The organism is Vibrio sp. 10N.222.47.A9 (assembly GCF_963872585.1).
Taxonomy (GTDB): Bacteria; Pseudomonadota; Gammaproteobacteria; order Enterobacterales; family Vibrionaceae; genus Vibrio; species Vibrio splendidus.
The window spans coordinates 26,768-39,864 of record NZ_CAWNBB010000033.1 but is presented as its reverse complement, the minus strand read 5'-3'; the positions used below and the strand labels follow the sequence as shown (position 1 = coordinate 39,864).

General features: G+C 41.8%; 11 protein-coding genes. All 11 read left to right on the top strand.

Annotated features, from left to right (window positions below; genetic code table 11):
• Positions 1-11 precede the first annotated feature (11 nt).
• The 11 genes from AACT19_RS09645 to AACT19_RS09595 all read left to right on the top strand — a co-directional run bounded on the left by AACT19_RS09645 (position 12) and on the right by AACT19_RS09595 (position 13,082).
• Entirely contained in the window at positions 12-635 is a 624-nt protein-coding gene (locus AACT19_RS09645) for a sugar transferase (protein ID WP_004733254.1), read from the top strand.
• A gap of 6 nt (positions 636-641) precedes the next feature.
• Positions 642-1,856: a decarboxylase gene (locus tag AACT19_RS09640; protein ID WP_017093649.1), complete on the top strand. Its 1,215-nt coding sequence runs from the start codon at positions 642-644 to the stop codon at positions 1,854-1,856.
• Between the two features lie 5 nt (positions 1,857-1,861).
• Positions 1,862-2,782: a branched-chain amino acid transaminase gene (locus AACT19_RS09635; protein WP_004733257.1), complete on the top strand. Its 921-nt coding sequence runs from the start codon at positions 1,862-1,864 to the stop codon at positions 2,780-2,782.
• 8 nt (positions 2,783-2,790) lie between these two features.
• Positions 2,791-3,612: an aldolase/citrate lyase family protein gene (locus AACT19_RS09630; RefSeq protein WP_004733259.1), complete on the top strand. Its 822-nt coding sequence runs from the start codon at positions 2,791-2,793 to the stop codon at positions 3,610-3,612.
• A 258-nt stretch (positions 3,613-3,870) separates the two neighbouring features.
• Positions 3,871-5,793: a polysaccharide biosynthesis protein gene (locus AACT19_RS09625; RefSeq protein WP_065606483.1), complete on the top strand. Its 1,923-nt coding sequence runs from the start codon at positions 3,871-3,873 to the stop codon at positions 5,791-5,793.
• Positions 5,794-6,278: 485 nt separating this feature from the next.
• Positions 6,279-6,530 (top strand): hypothetical protein, encoded by a 252-nt coding sequence (locus AACT19_RS09620; RefSeq protein ID WP_065606481.1) that lies wholly within the window; start codon positions 6,279-6,281, stop codon positions 6,528-6,530.
• A gap of 113 nt (positions 6,531-6,643) precedes the next feature.
• The gene (locus tag AACT19_RS09615; protein WP_076646089.1) at positions 6,644-7,348 is read left to right on the top strand and encodes a YjbF family lipoprotein; all 705 of its coding nucleotides are present in this window, start codon (positions 6,644-6,646) and stop codon (positions 7,346-7,348) included.
• A 21-nt stretch (positions 7,349-7,369) separates the two neighbouring features.
• Positions 7,370-8,287 carry a capsule biosynthesis GfcC family protein gene (locus AACT19_RS09610; RefSeq protein WP_076646088.1) on the top strand — a complete coding sequence of 306 codons (918 nt, stop codon included), beginning with the start codon at positions 7,370-7,372 and terminating at the stop codon, positions 8,285-8,287.
• Positions 8,287-10,554: a YjbH domain-containing protein gene (locus AACT19_RS09605; RefSeq protein ID WP_076646087.1), complete on the top strand. Its 2,268-nt coding sequence runs from the start codon at positions 8,287-8,289 to the stop codon at positions 10,552-10,554. The genes AACT19_RS09610 and AACT19_RS09605 overlap by 1 nt, the downstream gene beginning before the upstream one ends.
• A gap of 782 nt (positions 10,555-11,336) precedes the next feature.
• Positions 11,337-12,470, top strand: coding sequence for a polysaccharide export protein (locus tag AACT19_RS09600; protein ID WP_076646086.1), 1,134 nt, complete (start codon positions 11,337-11,339; stop codon positions 12,468-12,470).
• Positions 12,471-12,641: 171 nt separating this feature from the next.
• Complete coding sequence (locus tag AACT19_RS09595; RefSeq protein ID WP_076646085.1) at positions 12,642-13,082, top strand: low molecular weight protein-tyrosine-phosphatase; 441 nt, start codon at positions 12,642-12,644, stop codon at positions 13,080-13,082.
• Positions 13,083-13,097: the final 15 nt, after the last annotated feature.

Here is a 13,097-nt window from a genome sequence, read left to right as displayed (position 1 = left end):
AACTTAATATTATGAAAAGATTTTTTGATATATTTTTCTCACTTATCGGATTAACCTTAGTTTTGCCCATTTTATTAGTTATTGCGATAGCTATAAAAATTGACTCTTCAGGTCCAATATTCTTTTTTCAAAAAAGAATTGGCATTAATGGTAAAGTATTTAGCATCATTAAATTCAGGACTATGGTAGTAAATGCTGAGAATATGGAAGGAGGGATCTTTAATACCGCTAATGACCCTCGGGTGACGAAAACAGGAAACTTCCTTAGAAACTCAAGTTTAGATGAGATTCCTCAATTTATAAATATATTAAGAGGTGACATGAGTTTTGTTGGACCTCGACCACCTGTTACTTATGAATTGGGTGATTATGAAGGTTGGGATGCTGACCTTAAGAAAAGCTTCTCTGTTAAGCCTGGTGTTACTGGTTTAGCGCAAGTGAGTGGTAGAAATGAACTCAACTGGGACGAGAAAACAAAACTTAACCTAGAGTATATTGAAAAATATAGATCTTATGGCCTTCTTTTTGATATTAAAATTATACTTTTGACTATTGTCAAAGTCTTAAAGAATGAAGGTAGCCATGAATTGTCCGATAATATCGAAGCTGATAAAAAAAGAATGAATAAAAAGTAGGCCAAAATGAATTATGAATTATTAAATGAACTAGATTCACTGCATGGTGATAGTTTTTACCTTCTTGATTCGTCAAAGTTTGAAGATAACTATGATGAGTTTTTACTTGCATTTAAGAAGTATTATTCCAAAACGAATATCGGTTATTCTTATAAAACAAATTATACTCCCAAACTGTGTAAGATCGTAGATCGCAAAGGTGGCTATGCCGAAGTGGTTTCTGATATGGAATATGCACTTGCACTGAAGTTATCTGTTAGAGCGGAAAATATAGTTGTTAACGGCCCTTATAAGCCTGTGAAGTTTTTGAAGGAAGCAATTTTCGGGGGGAGTATAGTAAACTTGGACTCCTACACTGAAATTGAACTAGTAAAAGAACTGGCTCAAGATAACCCAGATAAGCAGCTTAAAGTCGGTATTAGGTGTAACTTCGATATAGGCAATGACGTCGTATCAAGATTTGGCATTGATGTTGAAGATAGTACCTTTTTTGAGCAGTTTAAGCTTATAAATGAAATTGCCAACCTTGAAGTTGTCGGTATACATTGTCATTTTCCTGACCGAAATGCACCGTCATATAAAGTGCGAGCTGAAAAAATTATCGCATTATCTGATAAATTGTTTAAGACTCCGCCTAAGTATATTGATGTGGGCGGTGGATATTTTGGTAAAATGCCAGATGCACTTAAAGGCCAGTTCTCTAGTTATCATGAATATGATGAATATGCTGAAAATATAGCTTCTCAATTTGCAAAACGCTATGGTGATTTGCCTGAAAGTGAACAGCCAACATTAATACTGGAACCTGGTAGTGCTATTGTCGGCGATACTGTGAAATTTGTCTCTAAAATCATCGATATAAAATCTGTTAGAGGCAAATTTATAGCGATGAGTTCTGGTAGTAAATTTAATATTGGACTATTGTCTTCATCAGTAAATATGCCGATAGAAGTTTTCTCTAAAGAACAAGGTGAGTACTTCAGTGATATAGATATCTCAGGGTTCACGTGTATTGAAAGTGATTACCTTTATAAAGGGTATAATGGCCCTCTTTCCAAGGATGATTACGTTGTTTTGAGTAATGTCGGCTCATATTCAATTGTATTTAAACCGCCTTTCATTTTACCAAACTTTCCAGTGCTTGAAATGGCTGAGCAATCATTTGAGATTGTGAAAAGAAAGGAAACGGTTGAAGATATTTTTACAACATTTGAGAGTTAATATAAATGAACGAACAAAAAAGAATGATTTGGTTATCCGGTGAGATCGTTCCTTTAGAAGATGCTAAAATTCATGTTCTATCTCCAACGAGCCAGTTTGGTCTTAATGTATTCGAAGGACTTCGCGGGTACTGGAATGAAGAGCAGGGTCAGCTTTATATCTTCAGACTGCAAGAACATGCAGAGCGTTTGCTTAAGTCAGTTAAGATGATGCGATTTGATTGCGACTATACGCTCGAATATTTGCAAGACAGTGTTCTTGAAATTGTTAGAGCTAACGAATACAAAGAAGATATTGCAGTTAGACAGACGATATTTGTGGATGGTTTTGGGAATTGGGCATCAACAGGGCCGACTGGGATGTTTATTGCGCCGATTGCCAAAGGACGCCAGCTTGAAGCTGAATCAAAAGGCATTCATGTATGTGTAAGCTCTTGGGAAAGAATTAGTGACAAATGCCTTCCTCCTAAAATTAAATTAGGTGCTAATTACATGAATAGTCGACTGGGGCAAATGGAAGCAGTTCGAAATGGTTATGATTCTACTTTATTTTTAACTGCTGACGGAAAGGTATCTGAAGGTCCTGGTTCTTGTGTGTTTATGGTTCGTGATGGTGAGCTAATTACGCCTCCAGTGACTTCATCTATTTTGGAAAGTATCACTAGAACAACTCTTATTCAGATTGCAAGGGACGAACTTGGCTTATCTGTTGTTGAGCGAGAGATTGATAGAACCGAATTATATATTGCTGATGAAGTATTTATGTGTGGTTCAGCAGTAGAGATCCTTCCAGTCTTGAGTGTTGACCGACTTAATGTCGGAAATGGTGATGAAGGTGAGATTACGAAACGTATCGAAAAAGCATATTTTGATATTATCACGGGCAAAAAAGACAAAAATAGTGCTTGGCTAACACCTGTATATTGAGGCTTATAATGATAAAAATGATACTGGACAATGATGTCGACAAAATAAAAATGTACGACGAAGTTGGCATAGACCGTATCTTTCTGGATTTGGAGATCAATGGAAAAATTGACAGGCAAGGCGGATTAGATACTGTAATTAGCGATCACACGATTGCTGACGTGATCGAAGCTCGTAAGGTGATTGAGAATGCGGACCTGTTGGTTCGCATCAACCCAATACATGCTCATAGCGATGAAGAAATCTCGGCTGTCATTGATGCTGGAGCTGATATTATTATGCTCCCGATGTTCAAAACGAAAGGAGAAGTGGAAACTTTTATTCGTTTGGTTAATGGCGCTGCAAAAATATCATTATTACTTGAGACTTCAGAAGCTTTAGCTAGAATCGATGAAATTTTAGAAGTCGATGGTATCGATGAAATTCATATTGGTCTTAATGATTTGCATCTTGCTCTTGGCTTAACTTTTATGTTTGAGTTGATGTCGGGTTCTCTGCTTGAATACCTTACTGATAAATTTAAAGCGAAAGGCATTGAATTTGGAATAGGAGGAGTATCTCGAGTTGGGACGGGGATGTTGAAGGCTGATAATATCCTAAATGAACATGTCAGGTTGGGTTCTACAAGAGTCATACTGTCTCGCGCGTTTAAAGATGTGAATATGGATCCATCTAGCTTAAGAGTAGAGATTCTTAAGATTGACCAAGTCGTCTGTGACGCGAAGAAAAAAAGCGAACTTGAACTGTTAAAAAGTAAGATAGAGTTGACAGGGCAAGTTAAAGCTATCGTATCGAAGCTCCTTAATGGCTCTAATGGCTCTAATGGTTAGTTGAATTTCTAATTAGTTTCCTGTTTGGTAGGAGTTTATGAGAAGCAAGGGTTGGCGGCACGCCTGGAAAGTTCAATAGAGGAAAATTAGTTTTCAGAGTACTTATTGTGAAAGTAAATTAAACTTCTTATTGTTGATGATCTAGCTTGATATTTTGGCTAGCTTCCAGCTCTTAATATAAAAAGGATATTTCCTTGTTCTTATTTGTAATCCTATTTCTTTCCAATTGCTTATTAAATAACTATTAAGAATAATTTTATGCAACGTCTAAATTTTATATGGCAATTGTCCCGCATGCATAAGCGCATTATTAGCATCACGATTGATATTTTACTGATTTTATTTTCTCTCCATGTTGCTCTATGGACGAGGTTAGGACATGTTAAGTTTCTCAGTGAAGGTGATACCGTCTTACTTGCAGGTTTAACTGTCATCGCGACCGTGCTTATTTTTACTAAAATTGGTTTGTATCGTGCTGTGCTTCGATACCTTACCTTTCAAGCGTTATTTGTTGTTATGACCGGTGCGATATTGTCGGCCGTAGCGTTGGCTGTGTTTGCATATTACTTACAGGAACCTATTCCTCGCACCGTACCAATTATTTATGGATCTTATTTAACTTTGTTATGTGGTGGCTCTCGTTTAGCAGTGAGAAACTTGGTGGCGACAACATCGCCGTCAAAAGGTTTACGACAAGAAGTATTGATTTACGGCGCGGGAGGCGGTGGGCGACAGCTCGCAGTGGCGCTTCGTGCTTCTGAAGATTATAGAGTTCGAGCTTTTATTGATGAAGATAAAACGCTAACGAATACCTTCATCTTGGGGTTGTCGGTTGTTAATCTAGATAAAGCTGAGTACTTGATTGATAAATATGATGTCTCCAAAATATTGCTTGCGATACCTAGTGCATCACGAGCTCGTCGTAAGAAGATTTTAGACTTATTAGCCCCGCTTCCTGTCGAGATTCAAACTGTTCCTGATATGGTGGATATTGTATCGGGGAGAGCGAAGATTGATGAACTCTCCGATGTACCGATCGAAGATTTATTGGGCCGTGATGCGGTAGCGCCTCAGCAAGTTTTAATGGAAGCTAACATCAAAGGTAAAGTTGTCTTGGTGACGGGCGCAGGAGGTTCTATCGGGTCAGAGCTTTGTCGTCAAATCTTGAAGCAACAACCTAAGGTGTTGGTATTATTTGAGCTTTCTGAATTTGGTTTGTATCAAATCAATCATGAGCTTTCGTTATTTAAAGACTCAGAAGGTCTAGAAGTAGAAATTATACCGTTACTAGGTTCGGTTCAGCGTCCACATCGCTTACTAACTTCAATGCAATCCTTTGGTGTACAAACTGTCTATCACGCTGCTGCGTATAAACATGTTCCACTGGTTGAGTATAATGTGGTTGAAGGAGTTCGTAATAATGTGTTTGGCACTTACTATACAGCGCAAGCTGCCATTGAAGCTGGGGTTGAGTCTTTTGTACTTATCTCTACAGACAAAGCTGTACGTCCTACCAATGTTATGGGCACGACGAAGCGTATGGCTGAGTTAGGCCTACAGGCTTTAGCCGAGCAAGAAAATCAAAAAGAGAATGGTACTCGTTTTTGTATGGTTCGTTTTGGTAATGTGCTCGGTTCTTCCGGTTCTGTTATTCCTCTTTTTAAGAAGCAAATCAAAGCGGGAGGCCCACTAACTGTGACTCACCCTGATATTACGCGTTTCTTTATGACGATTCCAGAAGCGGCTCAGCTGGTGATTCAAGCCGGAGCAATGGGCAAAGGTGGAGATGTGTTTGTGCTTGATATGGGGGAATCGGTGAAAATTATCGATCTTGCTGAAAATCTTATTAAGCTCTCTGGTTTATCTATAAAGGATGAAAATAACTCACATGGTGATATTGAGATTCAGTTTTCGGGTTTACGTCCAGGAGAAAAACTCTACGAGGAGTTATTGATCGGCGATAATGTAGAGCGAACAGCCCATGAAAGAATTATGACAGCACAAGAGGTGTTTTTACCAATTAACGAATACAACACGTTGCTTGAATCTTTAGATTTTGCTTGCCATAACTTAGAGCATAATTCGATTCGCCAGCTTTTGCTTGATGCACCAACTGGGTTTAAGCCTACAGACGGGATTGGTGATTTGGTTTGGAATGCAGCTCAGGTGCAAAGAGGATAGGTTGCCTCAAAGGAGGCCTATATGGAAATCCTGCTTATTGGTAGCAAAACAACCTCATAATATACTTAAGTTTCAACCGAATAAGGCATGTTTTTAATGCAGCTTCTAACATCGATAGATTCATCATGTATTGCTGTTGTTTCCAACGATGTTGAGCTTAGTGTTTACTTTTCCGATGCATATTCAGGTTCATGTGGTGCAAACAAGCAAAGTCTGTGGTAACCGCGTTTAGTTAGCTTTGTTTTTATCTTCTAAGCTTAACTATCTGTTTATGTGCTTACCTTGGCATTGGCTTCTGCTTTGCACTTGTTTTTATGTGACGCTATTTCCTAAATGATGCTTTATAAGGTATTGCTTATGATTTATCCATTTACTTGATTGTGGTTATTATCTATCATGATCAATCAGTTGTTTAAGCTGAGCAACTGATTGAGGGTGTAAAACTTACCCTCTACATATAAACGTTTATATTAATGGAAATCATTATGAAAAAGATGGCTCTAGCAGCTGCATTAGCAGTTAGCTTCTCAGGTGCTGCATTTGCAGCAGAAACGACAGCAGCAGCTGGCACTGGTACTGGCGCGAGCACAGGTACAGCAGCAGGCGCTGGTGCATCTGCAGCAGCAGCGGGCACAGCAACAACAGTTGCAGTTGCGACAGCAGCAGTAGCAGCAGCGGCAGCAGTAGCCGTTGCTTCTAACGAAAGCGGTGCAACGACTACAACTACAACTAACTAATTTTTGTTAGGGTATGTTTAAAACCATTTTATGTGAAAGCATAAAGTGGTTTTTTTATATCAGATTTTCATATTGGACATCAGCAATCAGATTGCTAGGAAGCAGAACTCGTCATGCTTAAACCTCTAATCATATCTCTTGGTCTTTTTCTTGCTGGTTGTTCTCAGCAGTTTCAAGACGTTAACTCTACTTTTGATGAAGCCTTTTTTGGAAGCTCTGATGTTGAGCTATCAAAGGAATACATTCAAACTTTACCTTATTCCAGTATTTATGCGGAAGTGAATGACCAAGGTAAAATCTTTATGGTCTTGGCGTACGTCGGTGAAAACCCTCACACGGGCGCAGAGCAGTTAAAGTGGATGTCTTCTGATAAAGCGATGATCGTCACTGAAAATGGACGTATCGTACAAACGCTATTGCTTCCTTACGAAAACCTTTCTGGTTTGGCATTCCAACCGTTAAATACGTTCTCGTCTGCAAACAGCTCGTCGCCAGACTCTTCTTCTGCGTTTGATGTGTCAGCGAACCCAGGTGCCCAAAAGTGGCAAGCGGTGTACGACTGGCAACCTAACTATCGATTCGGCTATAAAGCGAACATTACCCGAACGTATGCGGGAAATGAAACGGTTGAAACACCGTTAGCGTCTATCGATACCAAGAAGTTCCAAGAAAAAATTAACTTCCCAATGTTAGATCAAGACATCACCAACGAATATTGGGTCGACAGTAAAGGCAAAGTGGTCAAAACCATACAGTATTTAGGCCCTGATATGACAAGGCTTGAGTTAACCGTCCTTAAGCATTATCAAAGCAATTAACGAACAGGGTAATGAACTAAAATGATGAATTATATGAGTCACGCATCAAAAATGACGGGACGTCGGTTGCCAGTAGTGAGAGCTCTGTTAATGATGAGCGCTTTGTTTGCTTTGAGCTCCGCTTCTGCGGCTTCTGATTTTGTTACGCCTGAACGCTCTTCGTCGGTTAAGACAACAATTGAGCTTCCTCTTCAAGGTGTGACGCTTGAGTATAAAGCTAGCGTTAGATTGCTTCAGGTGTTAGACGACGCGAACGCTAGCTTTAATGCGAATGCTAGCTCTAACGAAAATGCTAGCGGCAGTATTGGTTACTTCCCCCTTTCAGCTCAACTGTTTGATAAAACCAATACTGAATCTAATAAAGCGACTGAAGCTAACAAAACTATCGAAGCCAAAAAGCGCAATGTATTTAACCAACTTGACGCTTTCTCAGTAGAAGAGCCAGAAGCAAAATTAGTAAAGCAACAATTAGCTTCTTTCCAATATCTCAATCGAGTGTTTATTGAATTAGACCGTAATGCGGTTATCTCGCAATCAGATAAGAATCCACTGCTTGTTTCAAGTTCTCATACTAACAAGCCGTCAGCCAGTCAAACTCAAGCCTTTTCTCTGTACTTGCCACAACGACCAACGTCAATTCAGTTGATGGGGGCAATGAAAGAGTCGGTAACAATGAATCTGATTGAGCATGGAACGTTGAATGATTATCTCGATGCATTGCCGAACGGCTTTATTGGTGAATCCGCAGATAAAAGCGTGGCGTATGTTGTTCAGCCAGATGGCGTGGTGCAAACCATTCAATACGCTTACTGGAACGAACAGCCAGTTTACCTAGCACCAGGTGCCATCGTATTTATGGCGTTTTACTCTTTGCCATCAGAATACTCAACGTTGAACCAAGATATCGTCGATTTGCTACGTCATAAGGTTGGCCTGTAATGCTGAAACAGAAATCATTCCCTCTATCGGCAGTGTGCACAGCGGTTACCTGCGCTTTGTTAATGACTAACAGCGTGCCGACGAGAGCAGAAACAACCATTGATTCCTCTTCGATCAGAGCAGAAAAATCATCATTCGACGACACTGAATACAGAACGTCGCAAATGAACTTTGGTGGTGTTGGCCTAATGCAAATGCCAACAGGCCGAATGGCGTCAGAAGGGGAGTTTAACTTTAGTGCTTCGTTTAATAATGAATATTACTTCTATAACGTAAGCCTACAGGTGATGCCTTGGCTTGAAACCACCATTCGTTACACTCAAGTACAAGATCTGCTTTATAGCGGAGGCGCGGACCAAGATTGTTCTCAAAACTCATTCAGTGGCTGTACTAAATACACGGACAAAGGCATCGATTTTAAACTGCGTTTAATCGAAGAAGGGTACTACTTACCGGAAGTGTCGGTAGGCGTGCGTGACTTCGGTGGTACCGGTCTGTTTGATGGCGAATTTGTTGCGGCAACTAAACGCTTTGGCCCTGTTGATTTTACCTTGGGCATGGCTTGGGGATACATGGGCACCAGTGGCAACTTCACCAACCCATTGTGTAAAGCCAGTGACAAGTATTGTGAACGCCCGTCTGATTTTAAAGGCAATGGCGGCAGTGTTGATTTTGAGCGTTGGTTTAAAGGCGATGCAGCAATCTATGGTGGTTTTGAATATCAAACCCCGTATAAGCCGCTAACCTTGAAGCTTGAATACGATGGCAATGATTATTCTCAAGATTTCCCAGTAGGACGTGGTGGTGTCGACATGACACAACACACGCCATGGAACGTCGGCGCTGTGTACCGTTTCACTGATTGGGGCTCAGCGAAAGTCAGCTACGAGCGAGGTGATACGCTAACCCTTGGTTTCGACCTCTCGACTAACTTCAATGAAATGTATTCGGTGTGGCGAGATACCGAAACAGCAGAATTGCGCCCAAGTGGTGTCGATACGGTTGACGATATTGATATGGCGGCCCTTGCTAAAGAACTTGAAACCGTCGCAGGCTATGAACAAGCGCAAATCTTGGTCGACGATAACAGCATTGTAGTAAAGGGCACTCAGGTTAAATACCGAGACAGAGACATCGCTCTTGAGCGCGGTGCGACCGTGATTGCCAATGCGGTGCCGAGTTACATCGATACCTACAAAATCATCGAAAACGATAAGTCATTAGAACTCACCGAGACAACGGTAGATGCTCAAGCGTTCAAAGCGGCTGCTAACAACAGCTACCTTAACGCTCAAACCAGTGATGCAACAAATACTCACGAATTAGAGCGTAAGAAATCCGTTATTTATCATGATGGACGTGAGCGATTCGATGTGTCGGTTTCACCAAACCTCGCTCAATCGTTCGGTTCAGCTGAAAACTTCTACTTATACAGTTTGGGCTTATACACCAACGCTTCGTTCTGGGCGTTAAACAATGTCGAACTGTCGGGTTCTCTTTACGTTAACTTAATTGATAACTACGATAAGTTTAATTACGAAATCCCATCAGACGGCACCGACCAAACACCAAGAGTGCGCACCTTGTTCCGCTCTTATGTTGACGATACAGTTCGCTTAGATCGCTTACAACTGACTTGGTTTGAAGACTACGGCAGCGGTGTCTACACCCAAGCCTACGGTGGTTACCTAGAGAGCATGTTTGCTGGCGTAGGTGGCGAAATTCTGTATCGTCCATTCAACCAAAACTGGGCCATTGGCGCAGACATGACAGCAATAAGTCAGCGCGATCCTGAAAGCTGGTTCGGTACGTTTGATGAAGAGATCCAGGTCAACCCAGACGACAGCAGTCGAACGTACAAAGTGATCGACAAAGGCACGACTGGCTTCATTACCGGTTACTACACCCCACAATGGGATTTCTTGAGCGATACCTTGCTGAAAGTGGGCGTCGGTAAATTCCTTGCGGGTGATATCGGTACTCGTGTCGACTTCTCTAAGCAGTTCAAGAGCGGCGTGATTGCCGGTGCGTTTGTCAGCTTAACCGACATGACAACTGAAGAGTACGGTGAAGGCAGCTACACCAAAGGCTTCTACGTATCAATTCCGTTTGATTTAGTCACAGTGAAACCAAGCTCAAGCCGCGCTGGCTTTACCTGGTTACCGATCACGCGTGATGGCGGACAAGTGCTGAATAAGCAATACAACTTGTTTGAGCAAACCGATGCGCGCTCACCTTGGTTCCAAAGACCAAGTAGCGTGAAGTAGAATGAAAAGCAGATGCGGGTAAACGAGTAATCGGGATGCGAAGAGCAGGGGAAGGTCAGCAACGAGATTCGGGTGATCGGGTCTTGAAGAGCTTCAAGGTAGGTGAGAGAAATTGAGCCTACGAAAGCCTATCTTTTGGTTCTCCCCCTTGAGCGCCGTTCGTTTGTGAGCGGTGATGTTCATCAAAGGGGGAGTTAGAGGGGGATGTTAAACTATGTGCTACCAACCCCTCCCAGCCTCCCCTTATCTTGGTGTTTTCTGCCAAGCTGCACCTGTGATAAAGGGGAGGAGCTAAAAGCATCCCGTTACGGTTTAACCTGCTCTTGACCTGCTCTTGGCTCTTCGTTTACTCGTATCTCGCTACTCTCATCTGCTCTTGAGCCCTTAAGCTCTTCGTCACTCGTTTACTCGCTACCCGCATCTGCTCTTTAACCATTCAACTAGGTTGATAATAAGCATAAATTGTGGATAATGTTCACGAATTAAACTAACCGTGTGCAGTGGTATTTTTTGCGACGTTTAGTTGCTCAGTTAGTTAGATAGCCCTGTTCAATTTTAAGCGTCTTTTTGGGCCAGCTAAGTGAGTAAATCAAATAAGTTACGCAGTGTGATGTCGCGGATTATCAAAGGGCGGTAGCATTTCCCCCACTTATTTAAATGGGAGTCATATCTTGCTACTTCCCCCGAACTCCCTCTTGTGTAACTGATGAAATCAAAATACCTCTATTCTTTGGATGTCCTTTTAGGCGCCAGACACATTCCGTTTCTATGAATTGGTAAACATGAAGATTAATAAAAATCGCCTCCTTTTAGCGCTCCTTCCTGCATTACTGGCAGGGTGTACTACTCCAGGGACTCACCTTTCTACCGACAATAAGAATGTGATTCAGCCTTCAGAAGAACAGCAAGAATCTGACATTTCTGATGTGGTTAATCTTTACCCATTGACGGCTCAGTCAGTATCGAGTTATCAAACTAACGTTTTGTCGGTTTCACAAGCCAACCCTGAGCTTGATATTGATATCGCCAAATATGAATACCAAGTGGGTATCGGTGACATCTTAAATATTACGATCTGGGATCACCCAGAGCTGACGATTCCTGCCGGCTCTTACCGTAGTAGCACAGAAGCGGGTAACTGGGTTCATGCCGATGGCACCATCTTTTACCCTTACATTGGTACCGTCGAAGTGGCTGGCAAAACCGTTCGCGAAGTGCGTGCTGATATTGCAAATCGCTTAGCTAAATACATCGAAAGCCCTCAAGTTGATGTGAACGTAGCGGCCTTCCGCTCTAAGAAAACTTACATTACGGGTGAGGTTTCAAAACCTGGCCAGCAGCCAATCACCAACATCCCCTTAACCTTACTGGATGCCGTGAACCGTTCTGGCGGTTTGTCTGAAGATGCGGATTGGCGTAATGTTTCATTAACCCGCAATGGCGTGGAAGAGAACCTTTCTCTCTACGGTTTAATGCAACGTGGTGACCTAACGCAAAACCGCTTACTGCAAGCGGGTGATATTGTTCACGTGCCTCGTAACGACAATCAGAAAGTCTTCGTGATGGGTGAAGTTAAAGAGCCGAAACTGTTGAAGATTGATCGCGTAGGAATGAGCCTAACCGAAGCACTCAGCAATGTCGGTGGTATCAACGAACTCACGGCCGATGCAACGGGTGTGTTTGTGATTCGTACTTCGGATGATAAATCAGAACGGATGGCGGACATCTACCAACTGGATATCGAAGATGCATCAGCCTTAGTGATTGGCACCGAGTTTGATTTAAGGCCTTACGACATTGTTTACGTAACGGCAGCACCAATCAGCCGCTGGAACCGTGTTATAGGACAGTTGCTTCCGACCATCAATGGATTTAACAACCTAACCGAAGGTATGTTGCGCGTTCGTAATTGGTAATAACTGAATATTAATCATCAGGTTGCATTTAGCGTGTAACCTGATTTTTTATGCTTATAAATACATTACAGTTTGTCGGTAAACTCAGTTTAAAAGCTTGTTTCGTTTATTAAATCATTTAGCTTATAGCTACGTTCAGCTTGATAAGCCCATTACAATTAGAAGTCAGTTATGTTTAATAAAATTTTAGTCGTATGCGTGGGCAACATTTGTCGTTCCCCAACTGGAGAGCGAGTTTTACAAAAATTGCTTCCCAACAAAGAAGTGGCCTCTGCGGGTATTGCTGCCGAAAAAAGTCGTTTAATCGGTAAGCCAGCAGATGAAACTGCAATCTTAATTGCCGCTGAAAATGGGGTAGATGTTGAAAACCATCAGTCTCAGCAAGTGACGCCACAACTTTGTGCTCAGTATGACTTGATCTTGGTGATGGAGAAGGGCCATTTAGAAGCGCTCACTCAAATCTCACCAGAAGCTCGTGGTAAAACCATGCTGTTTGGTCAGTGGATTGGCCAAAAAGACATCCCCGATCCGCACCGTCAAAGTCGTGAAGCGTTTGAATACGCTTACAAGCTGATTGACGAAGCGGCGCAAGCGTGGACAAAAAAACTGTAGGTTTAAAAATACAGT